We start from the raw sequence: 19,310 nt of genomic DNA on the forward strand, positions 1-19,310 counted from the left end.
AAGGGGCGCGAAAGCGCCCCTCTCCTCTCAGGAAAGCCCCTCGATCTGGCCGTCCTCGTTGAGGAAGATCCGCTCCGAGGACGGCACCTTCGGCAGGCCCGGCATGGTCATGATCTCGCCGGTGATGACGACGACGAAGCCGGCGCCGGCCGAAAGCCGCACCTCGCGCACCGGCACCGTATGGCCGGAGGGCGCGCCGCGCAGGTTCGGATCGGTCGAGAAGGAATACTGCGTCTTGGCCATGCAGACCGGCAGCCGGCCGTAGCCCTGCTCCTCCCAGACGCGCAACTGGTCGCGCACCGTCTTGTCGGCGATCACCTCGCCGGCGTGGTAGATGTCCTTGGCGATCGTCTCGATCTTCTGGAACAGCGGCATGTCGTCCGGGTAAAGCGGCGAGAACTGCGAGAGGCCTGAATCGGCAAGCTCCACCACCTTGCGGGCGAGCGCCTCGATGCCGGCCGAGCCCTCCGCCCAGTGCCGGCAGAGAATCGCCTCGGCCCCGAGCGTCGCAACATAGTCCTTCACCGCCCGGATTTCCGCCTCGGTGTCGGAGGTGAAGTGGTTGATGGCGACGACGACCGGCACGCCGAACTTCTTGACGTTCTGCACATGACGGCCGAGATTGGCGCAGCCTTTCCTCACCGCCTCGATATCCTCGCGGTTAAGGTCGTCCTTCTTTACCCCGCCGTTCATCTTCATGGCGCGCACGGTCGCAACGATCACCGCGGCATCCGGCTTCAGCCCCGCCTTGCGGCACTTGATGTCGAAGAACTTCTCCGCCCCGAGATCGGCGCCGAAGCCGGCCTCCGTCACCACGTAGTCGGCAAGCTTCAGCGCCGTCGTCGTGGCGATCACCGAATTGCAGCCGTGGGCGATGTTGGCGAAGGGCCCGCCATGCACGAAGGCGGGGTTGTTCTCCAGCGTCTGCACGAGGTTCGGCTGCATGGCGTCCTTCAAAAGCACGGTCATCGCCCCGTCCGCCTTGATGTCGCGGGCATAGACCGGCGACTTGTCGCGCCGGTAGCCGACGATGATGTTGCCGAGGCGCCGTTCGAGGTCCTTGAGATCGCGTGCAAGACAGAGGATCGCCATGACCTCGGAGGCGACGGTGATGTCGAAGCCCGTCTCGCGCGGGTAGCCGTTCGCCACCCCGCCGAGCGAACAGACGATCTGGCGCAGCGCCCGGTCGTTCATGTCCATCACGCGCCGCCAGGCGATGCGGCGGATATCGATGTTCTGCTCGTTGCCCCAGTAGATGTGGTTGTCGAGAAGGGCGGAGAGCAGGTTGTGCGCCGCGGTGATGGCGTGGAAATCGCCGGTGAAGTGGAGGTTCATGTCCTCCATGGGCACGACCTGCGCATAGCCGCCGCCGGCAGCGCCCCCCTTGACGCCGAAGCAGGGGCCGAGCGAGGCCTCGCGGATGCAGACGATCGCCTTCTTGCCGATGCGGTTGAGCCCGTCGCCGAGCCCCACGGTGGTCGTCGTCTTGCCCTCGCCCGCCGGCGTCGGGTTGATGGCCGTCACGAGGATCAGCTTGCCGTTCCTGCGGTCCTTCTGCGCGGCGATGAAGTCGGCGCTGACCTTCGCCTTGTCGTGCCCGTAGGGCAGAAGGTGTTCCGGCGGAATGCCGAGCTTTTCGCCGATCTCCAGGATCGGCTTCTTGCGGGCGGCGCGGGCGATTTCGATGTCGGATTTCACGTCGGCCATGCGGTGCTCCCCCTTTTGAGCGGGCGACCGCGGCCGGGTTTCTCCTCCTCCGTCCGCGGCGCATTCCTGTTGGCATGCCATTCCAGCGTGAAGGCGGGCGGGTCTCCCCGCCCGTTCTGCGCTCGTTACCGAGCCAGCACGTCGCGCATTTCCACCAGGTTGGAGCGCACGCGCAGGATATAGAAGCCCATCGTGGCAAGGTGCGTCGGCATGATCCAGCCGTCTTCCTTCCCGTTGGAGATGATGAACGGCTGCACCTTGAGCGCGGAGCGCAACTGCTTGATGCTTTCGCCCCACAGCGTCCCGATGCCGCGCGCCTTGATCACCGCGTCGAAATCCGCGCCGGCTGCAGAAAGGATGCCGTAGTAGCCGTAGAGCTGGCCGTAGGCGAACCAGAAGCGATCGTCGGCGCGCGTATCGAACCAGCCGCCGTTCTGGAATTCCGACTGCCTGCGGATGATGTCGGAGGTGGCGCCGATATCGTTGGTGATGCGGTCGAGGAATTCGATCAGGTTGTCCGAGCGCCCGTCGAAGATCGCCTCGCAGGCCTCGAGCGAGGCGTTGAACTTGCGCAGGTCCCCCATGGCCGTGCGGTAATAGTTCGGCGTCGGCGTCTTCGGCAGCAGCGAATCCGAGCCGAAATACCAGGTCTCCTCGTCGAACTGCATGTTGCCGCGGGCGCGCTGGAGGTCGTTGTTGATGCCGGAGGTGCCGCGCACGCGGCCGAGCGCGTCGACCAACTCGACGGCGGTGCGGCGGATCGCCTGGTTCACGCCGCGCTGGAAGGCCGCCTTGTTGTCGAACCAGGGCGTCTTGTCCCACTCCAGCCCGAAGAGCCCGAGCTTGTAGAGCAGCATGGAGGAGATCCACGCATTCTGGTTGACGTTGAAGTCGATGAGGTCGGCCGTCACGTCGACGATGGCAGAGCGCACGCAGGTCTTCGGCTCCGGCTCGCCCACCTCGCCGGTCGGCGTCGTGGCGGAGGACGTGCCTGCATCCTGCTTGCGCTCGCCGAGATTGTAGGCGTTGACATAGTCGGGGTTGAAGTTCGTCCATGCCTGCGTCTGCCAGATGAAATAGGCGTAGAAGCCGACAAGGAGGATGAGGAAGATGCCGATCGGCCCGCGGATGAGCCAGCCGCGCGCCCTGTACCAGTTCGCCGCCGTCACGAAGGGCCAGAGGATCCAGGCGACCACGAGGCCGACACCCCGCCCGACGGCCGCGAAGATACGCTGGAAAAACAGGGCGATCGGGTCAAGCATTGGCGTCGTCCTCTCTGATACCGTAGAGCTTCCTGCGGAAAGCAGCCTTGTCCTGCAGATAGGTTCCCGTCAATGTCGCAACAACATAAGCGCGGAACTTTTCGCTGTAGCGCTCGTAGGCGGCGTAGAAACCCTGCTTGTCGAAGACGAAGCGGGACACGAAGTCGTAGGGGACCATCTGCGAAATCAGGCGGTTGACGAGCCACTGGTCGGGATGGTCGGGCGCGGCGCGCACGAGCTGGAAGCGCCGCTTCGGCTCCACCTCGTCGATCTTGATCTCTCCCGTCGCCGCCACCGTGCGGATCGCCTCCTGAAGGAACGGATAGGAGCCCTCTGCCGCCACCCGGTCGGCGTTGCGGTGCATCCACGTCTGGAGCCAGATGCGGTCGGCCTTTTCGAGGTCGGCGGTCGGGTCGCTCTCGTTGACGAGGCCGGCGATCGTCATGTCCGCCCGGTGCTGGAAGAGGCCGGACGGCTCGACCCAGGAGGCGCGCGGCAGTTCCAGCCGCTTCGTGGAGACGAGGAAATCGAAGATGCGCCTGTGGTCGTCGAGCGCGATATAGCTCACCTGCCAGGGCCGCGAGCGGCGGAAGCCCGGCACGGTCGGATCGCAGATCACCGTCGTCGCCTTGCCGTCGAGGAAGACGTAGACCCCGCCGAAATGGTTCGCCCAATAGGCCTCGTGGCGGAAGACGAGCTGGTCCGGCACCAGCGCGTTCTGCCGGATGTCGCCGGTCTGTTTCGCAAGCTCCACCATGCGGGTGAGCATGGCGTCATCCGACCAGGCGTTCGGCACCGTCTTCAGCCGGTCGACCAGCCCGCGCAGCTCCGCCGCCTTGCCGAGCATGTCTTCCGCCGAGAGCACCTTGAAGCGCACCTCGTTGATCGAGAGCAGATCGTCGATGTCGCGCACGACCGAGACGGAATCCTCGATCTCGCCATAGAGCGCATCGCGGATCGTCACCGCGTTGATCGCCCGCGCGTTCGCCGCGAAGAACTCGTGCATCAGCGCGGCGGTGTTGGAAAAGCTGGTATGGACCACCGGCAGGTTCACCTGCTCGGGCGTCATGACGATGAAGCGCCGGTTGACGCGGTTCGGGTCGAGATAGTCCCGGTCGCCCAGCTCGTCCGCGATCTCCGGCGAAAAGCCCGTCATGTCGATGCGGAAGCCCGAAAGCGCCGTGCGCGGCGTGCCGAACCCGTCGAGCGCCTTGTTGTAGCGCTCGATCAGATGCGGCTCCTCCACCGGCAGCAGCCGGCCATAGACCAGTTCGGCTTCGAGCAGGCGTTTCATGCGGTCACCGTTGCCGGCAGAAACGTGAAATCCGTTTCGGTCACGCGCTCCGTCAGGCGGTCCTCGCAGATCGCTACAATCGTCTCCAGCACCGAATCGCGCTTCGTGATCACATCCACATTCCAGAAGCGGGCAACGGACCAACCGTTCATGCCCATGAATTCATTTCGTTTCCGATCGTATTCACTACCTGCGTGCTGGCTGCCGTCAACCTCGATCACCACCATTTTCTCCCGGCAGGCAAAGTCTGCGAAATAAGGACCGATCACGAGCTGGCGCACGAACTTGAAGCCATTCAACCGCCGCCCGCGCAACTCGGACCAAAGCCACGCCTCGGCATCGTTATCGACCCGGCGCAACTGCCTTGCTCTTGTGGTTCTCTTGCCGTTCGCACCGCGCATTTGCCCCTCACCCTAACCCTCTCCCCGCAAGCGGGGAGAGGGAACGTGCCCCATGCAGCACTGAATACGTGGGAAAACGGCGCGGCATACCTCCTTCGCCCCGCTTGCGGGGAGAAGGTGGCCGGCAGGCCGGATGAGGGGCAACCACGCAATTACCACCGCCCCTCCGCCTTCATCGCCTCCATCTCGCGGATCGCCTTTTCGCGCTGGCGCTCGCGGCGGATGATGTCGGAGACGGCGGCGGCGTCGGATTTGTCGGTGTAGCGGAATTCCGAGTCGGCGTAGCGGTTGATCTCCTGGAGGACCATCTCCATGGTGATGGGCCCGCGCAGTTCCTCGATCATCGCCTTCTTCTCGTCGTAGCCCTTGTGCATGAACGCCTCGGGCGTCGCGAACCAGTCGTCCGGCAGGTCCACGTCCATGGCGCGCATCTTGATCGCATCCGTGATGTTCTTGATGGCGCGGCCGGTGAAGCGCGGCTCGGCGATCTTGATGGCGTGGAGATAGCTGCCGATGTCCTCCAGCGTGCGGATCGCGCCGTGCTCCTTCTCGTGCCGCTCCCAGACGGCGAGCAGGCCATCCTCCTGCGGCCGCGAATGCTGGTCATAGGAATTGGAGACAGCGCGCCTGATCTCCTGCCCCTCGAAGAGAACATGGCCGCCGAGCGGGATCGAATGGTTCCTGCCGACGAGCATGGCGAAGATGTCGATATAGTCGTCCTCGGTCTGCGGCCCGTCGACCAGCCAGCGGGCGCCGGCGCGCTGGCGCAGCGCGTCGTCGACGTTCTCCGGATAGTTGGAGAACATGCCGAAGGTGCAATTGCCGCGCACCACGGTCGAGGCGCCGGCAAAGCTCTCCATCAGCACCGCCGTCACCTCGTGCTGGCCGGCGGAGGCGCGGTCGTCGGAGCGTTTCGCCGCGACCTGGTCGACGTCGTCGATGGTGCCGAAGCCGATGGCCTTGGGATTGACGACGTTGGTGACGAACTCCTTGCAGTTCTGGCCGGACTTGCCCTGGTAGGACGAAATCTGGTCGACGCCGAAATTCTCGTAGTGGAAGGCGTAGCCGGCGATCCGGCAGTAGTCGTCGAGAAGGCCGGCCAGCATCTGGATGAGGATCGTCTTGCCGGTGCCCGGCATGCCGTCGCCGATGAAGGTGAAGAGGAAGCCGCCGAGCTCGACGAAGGGATTGAGCTGCCGCTCGAAATCGTAGGCGACGAGCATCTTGGCGAGCTTCATCGCCTGGTACTTGGCGATGTGGTTGCCGATGATCTCGTTCGGCTTCTTGAACGTCATAACGAGCGGCTTGCGCTTCTGGCCGGGCGCGACGTCGAAGCCGGACAGTGTGAAATCGTCCTGCTCGATGCGGATATGCGCGTTCTCGAAGCCGGCAAGCCCGGTGAAGCGGGCGCGGCGGGAAATCAATCCCTCGATGGCGACGCGCGAGAAGGCGCGCGCCCGGCTGACGAGCGCCGCATCGTCCGGCGCACCGGCAAGCGTGCGGTCGAGGCCGGCGACCATGCTCTTCAGCGCGTCCTGCGGCGTGTCGAAGAGATAGTCCGGCTCGCCGCCGTCCTCCACCGGCTCGCCCTCGCCCGGCAGCGTCGCGCCGAGATAGGCGGCGAAGGTGAAGGCGGCGATATAGGCGGAGGCCGAGAGCAGCGCCTTGAAGCGGCTCGCCTCCTCGCCGCCGAGCGGCGCTGAGAGATTACGCGCTTGCAGGCCTTCGAGATCGCTCTGGCGCGAAAACACCTCCGCCACCGCCAGCGCCACCTGCAACCCGCGCCGCGCGCGAAAAAGCACGGCATGCTGCTGCGGCGAGAGCATCGGGTCGTCCGCGCGCACCGACTGGACGGTCCTTGCCAGTTCCACCTCGCGCGTGCGCCGCGTGCCGGCGGTCGAGACCGTCGAGACGAAGCGCCGTCCCGTGCCGGCAAGCGCCGTGCCGTTGCGGCCGTCGTCGCTTTCGAGGATGACGAGCTTGGTGACGAGGCTCTGCGCCGCCGCCTGGTGCTTGGCGATGTCATCCTCGTGGATCGTCGTCAGTCCGGCATTGAGGCTCATGTTACCCCTCGCTGATTACCTGGTTTCCCGAGATCACATGGACCTTGTAGCTGCCGAAGATGCCCTGCGTCTCGCCCGCCGCATAGAGCGCCTGGTAGGCGTCGTGCGGCACGAGCGCGTGCTTCTCGTAGGCGCTGACGCCCATGCGGGTGGCTTCGAGATCGTCGGTCTCGATGTGGAATTCCTCCTGCGCGGGCGTCGAGCTCCAGAAGCCCTTCTGCGCCGGGCGTTCGGCCTTGGAGAACACCTCCTGCACCGTCCATGTCAGCAGCCAGGCATTCTCCGGCCGCCGCACCTTGGAGAGGATCTCGTTGACCTTCTCGTTGTTCTCGGTGATTCCCGCCGAATAGAAGGGCCCGAGCACGATGCGGCGGAGCTGCTTGGGATGCAGCGTCGGAAAATCACGGTCGAGATTGGTGGCGATCGTCACCGGCGTCAGCGAATAGGCACTGTTCTTCAGCGCGAAATCGTCGAAGCGGGAGGCAAGCTCGGGATTGAGCAGCCCGCCGACCGGCAGCGGGATATCCACGTCCGGGTTGAGCTTGCCGTCCTTCGTCACCAGCATGTCGATGACGTTCTCCGCCGAATCCTCGATGGTCGCCATGTAGATCATCGGCAGCGTCGCCGTGCCGTCGAAGGCGCCCCAGCACACGACGTAATAGGGCCGCATGGTCTTCGGGTTCACCGCCACACGAATGGTTTCCGGCAGCACGAAGGGCGAGAAGATGTCGCCCTTGCCGATCTGCTCCAGATAGAGCCTTTCGGCCATGCGCGCCTGAAGGTCGCCGGGAAAGGCCTTCTGCCGCAGGATGAAATCCGCCATCTCGGACCGGAGCTGGTCGGCGTTCGGCATGGCGGCAAGCCGCTTTTCCGCACTCTGCCGGTCGTTCTCCAGCTCCAGCACGTTCTGGAACACGGGAAAGCCGCTCTCGGCGCGCGAGACGCGGAATTGCTGGACGAAACCGATACGGTTCTCCCAGCAGGCAAAGGACGCCTTCAGCCGCGAGAGGTACGGCATGACCACCTCGCCCACCACGGAATTGCGGTAGAGCGGCGAATTGCGGTCGCCGAGGAAGATTTCGAGCCCGCCGAGGGCGGAGCGGATGGTGGCGAAATATTGCGCGACGGGGCTGTCGGTGGGGATGTTCATCGGGGGCCTGCCCCGTCGTCGGCCGATGCCAAAGGCACCCCCCTCTGCCCTGCCGGGCATCTCCCCCACAAGGGGGGAGATTGAATCGTGGCACCACCGTGCCTCAAGCCGATCTCCCCCCCTGTGGGGGAGATGCCCGGCAGGGCAGAGGGGGGTATCCCGACCTCCGGCATTTCCATGCCCGCCATCACGACTTCACGTAATTGGCCGTGTTGTGCTTGTCCATCACGGCCTGGAAGCGCCGGGCGAAGGCGTCGTCGGCGAGTTTCTTGCGGCGCTGGATGTCCTGCGTCGCCAGCATGTTCTTCTCGTGCATCTCGAGAAGGTCGCCGATATGGCGCTGGGCGGCCGAGCCGATGCCGGCCATGGTCTCTTCCGCCGCCGTATCGACCTGCGAGCCCAGCGTGTTGATCTTGTGCGCCACGTCCTGCTGGGCGGCCGTCTTCAGCGAATCCTCCAGCGCCTTGTAGAGGACGATGCGCTGCTCGGTGTCGATGGTCAGCTTGTTGATCAGCGTGTTCTGCGCGGCGATCTGGTTGTTGAGCGAATCCACGAAGGTCTGGAACATGGAGGTGTAGCGCTCCAGCGTCTGGCTTTCGGCCAGAAGCTCCTGCTCCTTCGCCTGCATCTGGTTGTATTCGGTCGCCAGCGCCGAGCGCTCGCCTTCGAGGTCCGTGCGGGTCTTCTGCTCGGTCGAAGCGGCGATGCGGTTTTCGAGGTCCATCAGGAGCGGGTTCAGTTCCTCGATGCGCTTCTGCGTCGTTTCGAGGTTCGCCATCGTGCCCTTGCGCCGCTCGATCACCTGCACGAGGCTCGCCTCGGAGGTCTTGTAGCGCTGGTCGAGGATCGACTTCTGCTCCTTGAGGATGCCGACGATGGTGTCGGACTTGGAGAGCAGTTCCTGCAGGTTGCCGGCCAGCGACATGTTGCGCACGCGGTCGGTGCGCATGCGCTGCATCTTCTGCTTGGAGAAGATGCCGATGAACTTCTCGTAGCCCGTATAGCTCTTCATGCTCTCGAATTCGGTGCCGAAGACGTTGGTGGCGTCCTCCAGCCCGATGATGAGGTCGGCGATGTTGCCCTCCATCACCTTCTGCTGGGCGATGACATCCTGGATGCGGGCGTTCTCGATATCGAAATTGACGTCGCCGAGCTTGGTGTCGGCCTTGGCGAACTGCTCCAGCACGACGCCGGACTGCTCCAGCTTGCCGCGCATCTCGTTGACGACGCCGCGGGTCTTTGCGATTTCCGTATCGAAGTTCTGAAGTGTGGCCATCCCTCTCCCCTTGTCTCTCCACGGCAGACGTCCGCGCCGCGCGATTTATTCCGCCGCGACACTATACGATTTCAGACAGATAGGAACCTGTCCGCGGGTTTTCCCGGTCAAACATGTGGGACACGGCGAACGCGCCGCAAGATGGCCGGCGAAATTTTCCGCGCGCCGCTATTGTCCGGCGGGCGCCTTCAGATAGGCGATGAGGTTGGCGATATCCTCGATCTTCTTCAGCCCCGCGAAGGTCATGCGCGTTCCCGGCACCATCGCCTTGGGCGATTGCAGGTATTCGGCAAGCACCGCCTCGTTCCAGACCTTGTCGCCCTCGGAGAAGGCCTTCATCGCCGGGGAATAGCTGTAGTCGGCAACGGAAGCGACCGGGCGCCCGACGACGCCGGCAAGGGTCGGCCCGACGCGGTTGACCGGCTCCGTCGAATGGCACGGCGCGCATTTCCGGAAGACCGCCTTGCCCGCCACCGCATCGCCCTCCGCGTGCGCGGGGGCGGAAAGACAGAGGGAAATGGCGGCAAGGGTGCAGAGCTTTCTCATCGTTCGTCCTTTCGCCGCCGGACGGCCTCAGTCGGCGGCCATGATATCGTCCCAGTGGCGGCGGCAATAGGAGACGTATTTGTCGTTGCCGCCGATCTCGACCTGCGCGCCCTCCTTCACGACCTTGCCGTCCGCCCCGAGCCGGACGACCATGGTGGCCTTGCGGCCGCAATGGCAGATGGTGCGCACCTCGCGCAGTTCGTCTGCAAGCGCGAGGAGCGCCCTGGAGCCGGGGAAGAGCTTGCCCTGGAAATCGGTGCGCAGGCCGTAGGCCATGACGGGAATGTGCATCCGGTCGGCGACGCGCGCAAGCTGCCAGACCTGTTCCTCGGTGAGGAACTGCGCCTCGTCGACGAAGACGCAGGCGATCCTGTCGTCGCCCTCCCCGTTCAGTTCCTCGATATGCCGGTAGAGGTCGTCCGCCCGGTCGAAGGCGATGGCGTCGGCGGAAAGGCCGATGCGCGAGGAGATGCGCCCCTGCCCGGCGCGGTCGTCGAAGGCGGCGATGAGGATCGCCGTGCGCATGCCGCGTTCGCGGTAGTTGTAGGACGCCTGCAGAAGCAGCGTCGACTTGCCCGCGTTCATCGTCGCATAACTGAAGTAGAGCTTGGCCATGATTTTCTCCGCTGCCCGTCTCATGGCCCGGCAGGGCGCGCTTTTCCAGCGGGAAAGGCCGCAAAACCACAGAAATCGTCGGGGCCCATCCGTTGCGACATCCATGTGCGAAATTGCGAACAGGGCCGAAATTTATTGGACCTTTCAGGGCCTTCCGGTTACGCCAAGGCGCTTGAAAGCATATCGTTTTGGTGATTGGCTAAACACCAGTCATAAGGGGAGCAATAAAATGAAGACTGCATCATCGTTCAAGACGCTGCTTGCCGCCGCCGCATCCGTTCTGGCGGTCGGCGTCGCGACGGCTTCGGCCGCCGAGGCGGAAAGCTGTGGCAAGGTCCGTTTCTCCGACGTCGGCTGGACGGACATCACCGCCACGACGGCGACCGCGACCACCATCCTCAAGAGCCTCGGCTATGAAACGGAAGTGACGGTCCTGTCCGTTCCGGTCACCTATACCTCGCTCAAGAACAAGGACATCGACGTCTTCCTCGGCAACTGGATGCCGACCATGGAAGCCGACATCAAGCCCTTCCGCGACGACGGCTCTGTCGAGACGGTGCGCGAGAACCTCGAAGGCGCGAAATACACGCTGGCGACCAATGCCAAGGGCGCCGAGATCGGCATCAAGGACTTCAAGGACATCGCCGCCCACAAGGCCGAACTCGACGGCAAGATCTACGGCATCGAGCCGGGCAATGACGGCAACCGCCTGATCATCGACATGGTTTCCGGCAACAAGTTCGACCTTTCCGGCTTCGAGGTCGTCGAATCCTCCGAGCAGGGTATGCTGGCCGAAGTCGCCCGCTCCGAGCAGGAAAACGCGCCGATCGTCTTCCTCGGCTGGGAACCCCACCCGATGAACGCCAACTTCAAGCTGACCTACCTTACGGGCGGCGACGACGTCTTCGGCCCGAACTTCGGCGGCGCCACCGTCTACACCAACGTGCGCCAGGGCTACACCACCGAATGCCCGAACGTCGGGAAGTTCCTGCAGAACCTCAAGTTCACGCTGGAAATGGAAAACCAGATCATGGGCAAGATCCTGAACGACGGGCAGGATCCGGAAACGGCAGCGGCCGAATGGCTGAAGGCCAACCCCGCCGCCATCGAGCCGTGGCTTGCGGGCGTGACCACCAAGGACGGCAGCGGCGAGGCCCTTGCAGCGGCAAAGACCGCGCTCGGCCTCTAACGGGCAAGACCAGGGCGGGAAGGAAACTTTCCCGCCCTTCTTCTTCCCTCCGGATACTGCAATCCCAGCGAAAACGTTCGAGCGGTTTTGCACCCGGATTTTCGGAAGCGTGAACGCGCATCCTCAACCTCCAGCCAAGGGTCTGCTGCCGTGGATTGGCTCACCGTCTCCAAAATTCCGATCGGCCCGATCGCCAAGGACGCCGTCAACTGGTTGACGACGAACGGCAAGGGACTGTTCGACTTCCTCAAGGTCGTGCTTCAGGCCGGCATCGATGCCCTCCTGTTCCTGTTGCAGGGGCCGTTCATCGAGAGCGCGGGCGGCAAGCTCGCCTTCGCGCTCTTCCTCATCGTGCTCCTGACGGCGGTAAGCTGGCGCTTCCACCGCTCCATCGGCGTTGCCGCCTTCACCTTCTTCGGCCTGCTGCTCATCGTGAACCAGGGCTACTGGAAGGAGACGACGGAAACGCTCGCGCTCGTGCTGGCGGCGACCGGCGTCAGCATGGTCGTCGGCGTGCCGCTCGGCATCGCGGCCGCGCGCCGGCCGTGGTTCTACTCGATCCTGCGCCCCATCCTCGACCTGATGCAGACGATCCCCACCTTCGTCTACCTCATCCCGGCGCTCATTCTCTTCGGCCTCGGCATGGTGCCGGGCCTGATCGCGACCGTGATCTTCGCCATACCCGCGCCGATCCGCCTGACGCGCCTCGGCATCATCTCGACGCCCCCGTCGCTGGTCGAGGCCGCCCAGGCCTTCGGCGCGACGCCCGGCCAGGTGCTGCGCAAGGTGGAGCTGCCCTACGCCATGCCGCAGATCATGGCCGGCCTCACCCAGACGATCATGCTGTCGCTGTCGATGGTGGTCATCGCCGCGCTCGTCGGCGCCAAGGGGCTCGGCGTTCCGGTGGTGCGCGCGCTCAACACCGTCAACATCTCCATGGGCTTCGAGGCGGGGCTGTGCATCGTGATCCTCGCGATCATCCTCGACCGGCTCTTCCGCTCTTCCGATGAAGGAGACTCCTGATGACCGATACCGTCGTCTTCAAGAACGTCTCCATCATCTTCGGGGACAATCCGCAAAAGGCCCTCTCGATGGTGGACGCGGGCAAGACCCGCGACGAGATCGGCGCGGAAACTGGCCTCGTGCTCGGCGTGGCGGACGCCACGCTCTCCATCAACGAGGGCGAGATCCTCGTGCTGATGGGCCTTTCGGGCTCCGGCAAGTCGACGCTGCTTCGCGCCGTCAACGGGCTTGCCCCGGTGGTGCGCGGCGAGGTGGAGGTGAAGGCCGGCGCCGGCTCGGTCAATCCCTACACGGCGACGCCCAAGGCGCTGCGCGACTTCCGCATGCACACCGTCTCCATGGTGTTCCAGCAGTTCGCGCTCCTGCCCTGGCGCACCGTCGCCGACAATGTCGGCTTCGGCCTCGAGCTTGCCGGCGTGCCGGATGCCGAGCGAAAGGCGCGCGTCGGCGAGCAGCTCGAGCTCGTCAACCTCTCCAAATGGGCGGACCGCAAGGTCAACGAGCTTTCGGGCGGCATGCAGCAGCGCGTCGGCCTTGCCCGCGCCTTTGCGACCGGCGCGCCGATCCTGCTCATGGACGAGCCCTTCTCCGCGCTCGACCCGCTGATCCGCACGCGCCTGCAGGACGAGCTCCTGGAGTTCCAGCGCCGGCTGAAGAAGACCATCATCTTCGTCAGCCACGACCTCGACGAGGCCTTCCGCATCGGCAACCGCATCGCCATCATGGAGGGCGGGCGCATCATCCAGTGCGGCACGCCGCAGGAGATCGTGAAGAACCCGGCCAACCAGTATGTCGCGGATTTCGTGCAGAACATGAACCCGATCAACATGCTGACCGCCGGGGACGTCATGCAGCACGGCGCCTCCGACGGCAGCGGCGGCGTGACGGCGACCGCCGCGCCGACGACCCCGCTCGTCGACGTCCTCGACGCCATGGCCCGCACGCCCGGCAATGTCGGCGTCGTCGACAACGGCACGGTAATCGGCACGATCAACGCGCAGGACATCGTCAACGGATTGACGCGGCACCGCCGGCGCGGCTGACATCGGCCGGCGATCGGATTAGATAGGGCGGCGCCTCCATGCGGGGCGCCGCCTTTTTATCGACATACGGAGCCAGACATCATGACCGAGAAGGACAAACCGAGCGTTCTGCGCGTAACGGACGACGAGGCCCGCCGCCTTGCGCGCACCCTCCTGCGCTCAGCGCGCAGTTGCCCTCTCGCCGTGTTCGAGCCGGAGACGGGCTTTCCCTTCGCCAGCCGCACCCTGACCGGCACCGATACCGACGGCACGCCCGTCATCCTCGTCTCGGCCCTTTCCTTCCACACGCAGGCGCTCAGGGCCGATCCCCGCGCCTCGCTGCTCGCCGGCGAGCCCGGCAAGGGCGACCCGCTCGCCCATCCGCGCCTCACCGTCATCTCGATTGCCGAGGAGGTGCCGCGCGAGAGCGAGGCGCGCGCCGCCCTTCGCGAGCGCTTCATCCGCCGCCACCCGAAGGCGAAGCTCTATGTCGATTTCCCCGATTTCACCTTCTTCCGCCTCGTGCCACAGCGCGCCCTTCTCAACGGCGGCTTCGGCAAGGCCTTCGTGCTCACGGCCGAGGACCTGCTGATCCGTTCTCCCGCCCGCGGCGCCCTTGCCGAGATGGAAACCGGCGCCGTCGAGCACATGAACAGCGACCATGCGGAGGCCGCCGGCATCTACGCCCGCCACTATTGCGGCGCGAAGGACGGCGAATGGATGATCGTGGGGCTGGACGCGGCCGGGGTCGACCTTGCCTGCGGCGACAGATTGAAGCGGCTCGAATTTTCCCGCGAACTTGAGGAGGCCGGGGAACTTCGCGCCGAGCTTGCACGTTTGCTCCGCGAAGCAAGAGCAGCAGGCTGAGCAACCGGCGTTTTCGCGAAGACATCCGCCAGGCGCGCCCTACCGTTCCCGTAAGGCACCCGTCGCCATGCGTGCACCTACCCCCATTTCTTGCTCTTGATGGGGGTGGGTTTGTTTATATGCTAACAAGCGGATTCACATAAAAACACATGATTTGAAGCGGAAACGCCCCAAGGAGTTTCAGATGGACAAGATTTCAGACGCAGAACACGCGCAGGCCGAGATTGCATCCGATTTCCTTTCCGCCATGGCCAATCCCAAGCGCCTCCTCATCCTGAAAGTGCTGGTCGGCGGCGAAATCGCCGTCGGCGCGCTCGCGGGCCAGGTCGGCCTCAGCCAGTCGGCCCTTTCGCAGCACCTGTCGAAGCTGCGCGCGCAGAATCTCGTGACCACGCGCCGCGATGCCCAGACCATCTATTATTCGAGCAAGTCCGACGCCGTCCTGACCATTCTGGACGCGCTCGACCGCATCTACAAGACTCCCGGCAACGGCGCTTCGGAAAAGAAGCTCCGCATCGCCTGACGGACCGAAATCTTCGCATTTCCCGCGCCCCGGACCAGCGTCCGGGGCGTTTTGCATTGGAGCGGTTCCCGCACGCCCGCGCGGCCCCTTATTCGCCTTGACGGCCCGGGCCGCCTTGATAATTTGACCGACAGGTAAAATTCCCGCCTTGCAGCCGAAAACCAGGAGAGACCGCATGTCCAACCGCCTCAATGCCCCCAACGATCTGCGCGCCTTCTGGATGCCGTTCACGGCCAACCGCCAGTTCAAGAAGGAGCCGCGCTTCTTCGTCGGCGCCAAGGACATGTACTACACGACCCATGACGGCCGGCAGGTGCTCGACGGCACGGCGGGCCTTTGGTGCGTCAATGCCGGCCATTGTCGCCCGAAGATCACCGAGGCGATCCGCGAGCAGGCCGGCGAGCTCGACTACGCGCCCGCCTTCCAGCTCGGCCATCCCAAGGCCTTCGAGCTTGCCAACCGCCTCGTCGACATCGCGCCCGAGGGCATGGACCACGTCCTCTACACCAATTCCGGCTCGGAATCGGTCGAGACCGCGCTGAAGGTGGCGCTCGCCTATCACCGCGCCAAGGGCGACGGCGCGCGCTCGCGCCTCATCGGCCGCGAGCGCGGCTATCACGGCGTCAATTTCGGCGGCATCTCCGTCGGCGGCATCGTCTCCAACCGGAAGATGTTCGGCACGCTGCTGACGGGCGTCGACCATATGCCGCACACGCATTTCCCGGACAAGAATGCCTTCACCCGCGGCGAGCCGGAGCACGGCGGCGACATCGCCAGCGAACTCCAGCGCATCGTCACCCTGCACGACGCCTCGACCATCGCCGCCGTCATCGTCGAGCCGGTCGCCGGCTCCACGGGCGTCCTCATCCCGCCGAAGGGCTATCTCCAGAAGCTGCGCGAGATCTGCACGCAGCACGGCATCCTCCTGATCTTCGACGAGGTCATCACCGGCTTCGGCCGCCTCGGCACGCCGTTCGCCGCGCAATATTTCGACGTCAAGCCGGACATCATCACCACCGCAAAGGGCCTCACCAACGGCGTGATCCCGATGGGCGCCGTCTTCGTGACATCGGAAATCCACGACGCCTTCATGAACGGCCCGGAACACATGATCGAGTTCTTCCACGGCTATACCTATTCCGGCAACCCGATCGCCTCGGCCGCCGCCCTCGGCACGCTCGACACCTACAGGGAAGAAGGCCTTCTCACCCGCGCCGCCGAGCTTGCCCCCTACTGGGAGGACGCCCTGCATTCGCTGAAGGATTGCCCGAACGTCATCGACATCCGCAATGTCGGCCTGATCGGCGCCATCGAGCTCGCCCCGATCGCCGGCGAGCCCACCAAGCGCGCCTTCAACGCCTTCCTCAAGGCCTACGAAAAGGGCCTGCTGATCCGCACGACCGGCGACATCATCGCCCTCTCCCCGCCGCTCATCATCGAAAAGCGCGAGATCGACGAACTGTTCGGCAAGCTGCGCGAGGTGCTGCAGAACAACATCTGAGGCGGATACGGCGCCTGCCCCTCACCCCGCCCCTCTCCCCGCAAGCGGGGCGAGGGGACGTGCCACACAGTCCCCTCCTCCGTCATGGTCGGGCTTGACCCGACCATCCACGCGGCACCTGCGGCGGTGGATCCTCGGCTCAAGGCCGAGGATGACGACGGTGGTTGAGGCGGGGCAATGCGGCTCTTGCAAGTCCGCCCCGTTCAGCGCAATTGTGCGGCCACCACGACGAGGGCCAACCGATGCCGACCTCCACCCGCATTGAAAACCAGCACCTCTCCATCGAGGTTTCCGCCCTCGGCGCCGAGATGCAGTCGGCGACGACGCGCGACGGGGCGAACTGGCTGTGGAACGGCGACGCCGCCTTCTGGACGGGGCGCTCGCCGGTGCTGTTCCCCATCGTCGGCAAGGCGCCGGACGATACGCTTCTCATCGACGGCAAGCCCTACCCCATGGCGCAGCACGGTTTCGCGCGCCGGCGGGAATTCACCCTCGAAGCGGCCTCGGCCACGGCCTGCCGCTACCGGCTGAAAGCCTCGGACGAAACCCGCGCCGTCTACCCCTTCGACTTTTGCCTTTCCGTCGAGCACAGCCTCGACGGTCCGGCCCTCACCATTGCGGCAACGGTGGAGAACGGCGGCGATAGCCCGATGCCCTTCGGCCTCGGCTTCCATCCGGCCTTTCTCTGGCCGCTGCCGGGCGGCGAAGGCAGGCCGCATGTCGTCACCCTCGACAACGGCGCGGAGCCACTACGCCAGCCGCTGGAAAACGGCCTGCTCTCGCAGGTTCGCGATCCCTCTCCGTTCGAAAAGGGCCGCCTCCTCCTCGCACACGATCTCTTCGAGCATGACGCGCTCGTCTTCCCCGAAGGCGCAGGCGACGGCCTCACCTATGCCGCCGAGGGCGGACCGGCCCTCCGCTTCCATTTCGAGGCCCTGCCGAACCTCGCCCTCTGGACGAAGCCCGGCGCGCCGTTCCTCTGTGTCGAGCCCTGGCACGGCACCGCCGCCGAATATGGCGGCTCGCGCGATTTGAAGGACCGGCCCTATACGACGACGCTTCCGGCCGGCGAAAGCAGGCGCTTTGCCTTCACCGTCACCTTCCCGGCCTGAACATTCGCCTTTTCTCCCGCCGCAAGGCGGCTACAGTCGCGAAAAGGGATTCGGAGACTGCCATGACCGACTTGGAACGCTTCATCGACCAGGGAACCGGCCGCGAACCGGCCGATATCGTGCTGAAGGGCGGCCGGTTCTTCGACCTCGTGACGGGCGAGCTCGTCGCCTCGGACATTGCCATTTCCGGCGAGCGCATCGTCGGCACCTGCGGCGAATACCGGGGCCGCACGGAGATCGACATTTCCGGCCGCATCGTCGTGCCCGGCTTCATCGACACGCATCTCCACATCGAATCCTCCCTGGTGACGCCGCACGAATTCGACCGCTGCGTGCTGCCCTACGGCGTGACGACGGTGATCTGCGATCCGCACGAGATCGCCAACGTGCTCGGAACGGAGGGCATCCAGTTCTTCCTCGACAGCGCGCTGGAAACCATCATGGATATCCGCGTGCAGCTTTCGAGCTGCGTGCCGGCGACGCATCTGGAGACCTCAGGCGCGGACCTGCCGATCGAGCGGCTCTTGCCCTTCCGCGATCACCCGAAGGTCATCGGCCTTGCCGAGTTCATGAATTTCCCGGGCGTCATCCATAAGGATCCCGTCTGCCTCGCCAAGCTGGAAGCCTTCCAGGGCGGCCATATCGACGGCCATGCGCCGCTGCTTTCCGGCAACGACCTCAACGGCTATCTTTCCGCCGGCATTCGCACCGAGCACGAATGCACCACCGCCGAGGAGGCGTTGGAGAAGATCCGCAAGGGCATGCACATCCTCATCCGCGAGGGCTCGGTCTCCAAGGACCTGCATGCCCTGATGCCGATCCTCACCGAACGGCTCTCGCCCTTCATCGCGCTCTGCACGGACGACCGCAACCCGCTCGACATCGCCGAACAGGGCCACCTCGACTACATGATCCGCACCGCGATCAGCCACGGCCGTGCGCCGCTCGCCGTCTACCGCGCCGCCTCCATCTCCGCGGCAAAGGCCTTCGGGCTTCGCGACCGTGGCCTCGTCGCCCCCGGCTGGCGCGCGGACCTCGTCGTCATCGACACGCTGGAGAACTGCAAGGCCGAGACGGTCTTCTCCGCCGGCCGCAAGGTGGACGACGCCCTCTTTGCCACCCGCAGGCCCGTCGCGCCCGTCGGCCTCGACAGCGTCAAGGCGAGGCCCGTCGCCGCCGCCCATTTCGCCGTGCCCGTCACGGACGGCGAAACGCCGGTCATCGGCGTCCTGCCCGGCAAGATCATCACCGAGCATCGCCGCTACCGCCTGCCGGCGAAGGGCAACCAGACGGCCCTCGACCTCGCGCAGGACATCATCAAGGTCGCCGTCATCGAGCGCCACGGCAAGAACGGCAACCATGCCAACGGCTTCGTGCAGGGCTTCGGGCTGAAGAAGGGCGCCATCGCCTCCACGGTCGGCCATGACAGCCACAATATCTGCGTCGTCGGCGTCGACGAGGACGACATGGCGCTCGCCGCGAACCGCCTCGGCGAGATCAAGGGCGGCTTCGTGGTGGTGGAAGACGGCAAGGTGACGGGCGAGATCGCCCTTCCCGTCGCCGGGCTCATGAGCCTCGAACCTTACGAGAGCGTGCGCGACACGCTCCACCACCTGCGCCACGCCGCCTTCGCCCTCGGCGCCACGCTGGAAGAACCCTTCCTCCAGCTCGCCTTCCTGCCGCTGCCCGTCATCCCGCACCTGAAGATTTCAGACAGGGGCATGGTGGACGTGGACCGGTTCGCGCTGATCGGGTGAGA

The 19,310-nt window shown here is 65.1% G+C and carries 17 protein-coding genes; 8 read left to right on the forward strand and 9 right to left on the reverse strand.

What is annotated here, in order from left to right:
• Nucleotides 1-27: 27 nt before the first annotated feature.
• From ACZ5TO_RS11485 to ACZ5TO_RS11525, 9 genes are all read right to left on the reverse strand, one after another.
• Nucleotides 28-1,707: a formate--tetrahydrofolate ligase gene (locus ACZ5TO_RS11485; protein WP_464798175.1), complete on the reverse strand. Its 1,680-nt coding sequence runs from the start codon at nt 1,705-1,707 to the stop codon at nt 28-30.
• Nucleotides 1,708-1,832: 125 nt separating this feature from the next.
• Nucleotides 1,833-2,969 carry a DUF2333 family protein gene (locus tag ACZ5TO_RS11490; RefSeq protein ID WP_184143544.1) on the reverse strand — a complete coding sequence of 379 codons (1,137 nt, stop codon included), beginning with the start codon at nt 2,967-2,969 and terminating at the stop codon, nt 1,833-1,835.
• Nucleotides 2,962-4,263 carry a DUF6638 family protein gene (locus ACZ5TO_RS11495; protein WP_464798176.1) on the reverse strand — a complete coding sequence of 434 codons (1,302 nt, stop codon included), beginning with the start codon at nt 4,261-4,263 and terminating at the stop codon, nt 2,962-2,964. Before ACZ5TO_RS11495 ends, ACZ5TO_RS11490 begins: the two co-directional genes overlap by 8 nt.
• On the reverse strand, nt 4,260-4,664 hold the full coding sequence (locus ACZ5TO_RS11500; protein WP_464798177.1) for an endonuclease domain-containing protein: 405 nt from the start codon (nt 4,662-4,664) through the stop codon (nt 4,260-4,262). The genes ACZ5TO_RS11495 and ACZ5TO_RS11500 overlap by 4 nt, the downstream gene beginning before the upstream one ends.
• Nucleotides 4,665-4,816: 152 nt before the next feature.
• Nucleotides 4,817-6,727: an AAA family ATPase gene (locus ACZ5TO_RS11505; protein ID WP_464798178.1), complete on the reverse strand. Its 1,911-nt coding sequence runs from the start codon at nt 6,725-6,727 to the stop codon at nt 4,817-4,819.
• A gap of 1 nt (nt 6,728) precedes the next feature.
• Nucleotides 6,729-7,877 carry a hypothetical protein gene (locus ACZ5TO_RS11510; RefSeq protein WP_464798179.1) on the reverse strand — a complete coding sequence of 383 codons (1,149 nt, stop codon included), beginning with the start codon at nt 7,875-7,877 and terminating at the stop codon, nt 6,729-6,731.
• A 187-nt stretch (nt 7,878-8,064) separates the two neighbouring features.
• Entirely contained in the window at nt 8,065-9,153 is a 1,089-nt protein-coding gene (locus ACZ5TO_RS11515) for a hypothetical protein (RefSeq protein WP_464798180.1), read from the reverse strand.
• Nucleotides 9,154-9,321: 168 nt separating this feature from the next.
• Entirely contained in the window at nt 9,322-9,699 is a 378-nt protein-coding gene (locus ACZ5TO_RS11520; protein ID WP_464798181.1) for a c-type cytochrome, read from the reverse strand.
• A 27-nt stretch (nt 9,700-9,726) separates the two neighbouring features.
• Nucleotides 9,727-10,314 (reverse strand): thymidine kinase, encoded by a 588-nt coding sequence (locus tag ACZ5TO_RS11525; protein WP_184143557.1) that lies wholly within the window; start codon nt 10,312-10,314, stop codon nt 9,727-9,729.
• A 229-nt stretch (nt 10,315-10,543) separates the two neighbouring features.
• Between ACZ5TO_RS11525 and ACZ5TO_RS11530 the strand changes: the two genes are divergently transcribed.
• The 8 genes from ACZ5TO_RS11530 to ade all read left to right on the forward strand — a co-directional run bounded on the left by ACZ5TO_RS11530 (nt 10,544) and on the right by ade (nt 19,308).
• A complete protein-coding gene (locus ACZ5TO_RS11530) occupies nt 10,544-11,503 on the forward strand; it encodes a choline ABC transporter substrate-binding protein (RefSeq protein WP_464798182.1) in 960 nt (319 codons plus the stop codon).
• 150 nt (nt 11,504-11,653) lie between these two features.
• The gene (gene choW / locus ACZ5TO_RS11535; RefSeq protein ID WP_184143561.1) at nt 11,654-12,526 is read left to right on the forward strand and encodes a choline ABC transporter permease subunit; all 873 of its coding nucleotides are present in this window, start codon (nt 11,654-11,656) and stop codon (nt 12,524-12,526) included.
• Complete coding sequence (gene choV, locus ACZ5TO_RS11540) at nt 12,526-13,569, forward strand: choline ABC transporter ATP-binding protein (protein ID WP_184143563.1); 1,044 nt, start codon at nt 12,526-12,528, stop codon at nt 13,567-13,569. Before choW ends, choV begins: the two co-directional genes overlap by 1 nt.
• A gap of 81 nt (nt 13,570-13,650) precedes the next feature.
• The gene (locus tag ACZ5TO_RS11545; RefSeq protein ID WP_464798183.1) at nt 13,651-14,415 is read left to right on the forward strand and encodes a HugZ family pyridoxamine 5'-phosphate oxidase; all 765 of its coding nucleotides are present in this window, start codon (nt 13,651-13,653) and stop codon (nt 14,413-14,415) included.
• 184 nt (nt 14,416-14,599) lie between these two features.
• Nucleotides 14,600-14,938 (forward strand): ArsR/SmtB family transcription factor, encoded by a 339-nt coding sequence (locus tag ACZ5TO_RS11550; protein WP_184143567.1) that lies wholly within the window; start codon nt 14,600-14,602, stop codon nt 14,936-14,938.
• A gap of 175 nt (nt 14,939-15,113) precedes the next feature.
• The gene (gene aptA, locus ACZ5TO_RS11555) at nt 15,114-16,439 is read left to right on the forward strand and encodes an omega-aminotransferase AptA (protein ID WP_464798184.1); all 1,326 of its coding nucleotides are present in this window, start codon (nt 15,114-15,116) and stop codon (nt 16,437-16,439) included.
• A gap of 242 nt (nt 16,440-16,681) precedes the next feature.
• Entirely contained in the window at nt 16,682-17,551 is an 870-nt protein-coding gene (locus ACZ5TO_RS11560) for an aldose 1-epimerase family protein (protein WP_464798185.1), read from the forward strand.
• Nucleotides 17,552-17,613: 62 nt separating this feature from the next.
• Entirely contained in the window at nt 17,614-19,308 is a 1,695-nt protein-coding gene (ade, locus tag ACZ5TO_RS11565; RefSeq protein ID WP_464798186.1) for an adenine deaminase, read from the forward strand.
• The last annotated feature ends 2 nt before the right edge of the window (nt 19,309-19,310 follow it).

This window comes from Shinella sp. Sh6 (assembly GCF_055392685.1).

What these genes read in the sequence shown, in the direction of transcription:
- ACZ5TO_RS11485 (WP_464798175.1), bottom strand. Translation starts at nt 1,707, where the DNA reads ATGGCCGACGTGAAATCCGACATCGAAATCGCCCGCGCCGCCCGCAAG.
- ACZ5TO_RS11490 (WP_184143544.1), bottom strand. Translation starts at nt 2,969, where the DNA reads ATGCTTGACCCGATCGCCCTGTTTTTCCAGCGTATCTTCGCGGCCGTC.
- ACZ5TO_RS11495 (WP_464798176.1), bottom strand. Translation starts at nt 4,263, where the DNA reads ATGAAACGCCTGCTCGAAGCCGAACTGGTCTATGGCCGGCTGCTGCCG.
- ACZ5TO_RS11500 (WP_464798177.1), bottom strand. Translation starts at nt 4,664, where the DNA reads ATGCGCGGTGCGAACGGCAAGAGAACCACAAGAGCAAGGCAGTTGCGC.
- ACZ5TO_RS11505 (WP_464798178.1), bottom strand. Translation starts at nt 6,727, where the DNA reads ATGAGCCTCAATGCCGGACTGACGACGATCCACGAGGATGACATCGCC.
- ACZ5TO_RS11510 (WP_464798179.1), bottom strand. Translation starts at nt 7,877, where the DNA reads ATGAACATCCCCACCGACAGCCCCGTCGCGCAATATTTCGCCACCATC.
- ACZ5TO_RS11515 (WP_464798180.1), bottom strand. Translation starts at nt 9,153, where the DNA reads ATGGCCACACTTCAGAACTTCGATACGGAAATCGCAAAGACCCGCGGC.
- ACZ5TO_RS11520 (WP_464798181.1), bottom strand. Translation starts at nt 9,699, where the DNA reads ATGAGAAAGCTCTGCACCCTTGCCGCCATTTCCCTCTGTCTTTCCGCC.
- ACZ5TO_RS11525 (WP_184143557.1), bottom strand. Translation starts at nt 10,314, where the DNA reads ATGGCCAAGCTCTACTTCAGTTATGCGACGATGAACGCGGGCAAGTCG.
- ACZ5TO_RS11530 (WP_464798182.1), top strand. Translation starts at nt 10,544, where the DNA reads ATGAAGACTGCATCATCGTTCAAGACGCTGCTTGCCGCCGCCGCATCC.
- choV (WP_184143563.1), top strand. Translation starts at nt 12,526, where the DNA reads ATGACCGATACCGTCGTCTTCAAGAACGTCTCCATCATCTTCGGGGAC.
- ACZ5TO_RS11545 (WP_464798183.1), top strand. Translation starts at nt 13,651, where the DNA reads ATGACCGAGAAGGACAAACCGAGCGTTCTGCGCGTAACGGACGACGAG.
- ACZ5TO_RS11550 (WP_184143567.1), top strand. Translation starts at nt 14,600, where the DNA reads ATGGACAAGATTTCAGACGCAGAACACGCGCAGGCCGAGATTGCATCC.
- aptA (WP_464798184.1), top strand. Translation starts at nt 15,114, where the DNA reads ATGTCCAACCGCCTCAATGCCCCCAACGATCTGCGCGCCTTCTGGATG.
- ACZ5TO_RS11560 (WP_464798185.1), top strand. Translation starts at nt 16,682, where the DNA reads ATGCCGACCTCCACCCGCATTGAAAACCAGCACCTCTCCATCGAGGTT.
- ade (WP_464798186.1), top strand. Translation starts at nt 17,614, where the DNA reads ATGACCGACTTGGAACGCTTCATCGACCAGGGAACCGGCCGCGAACCG.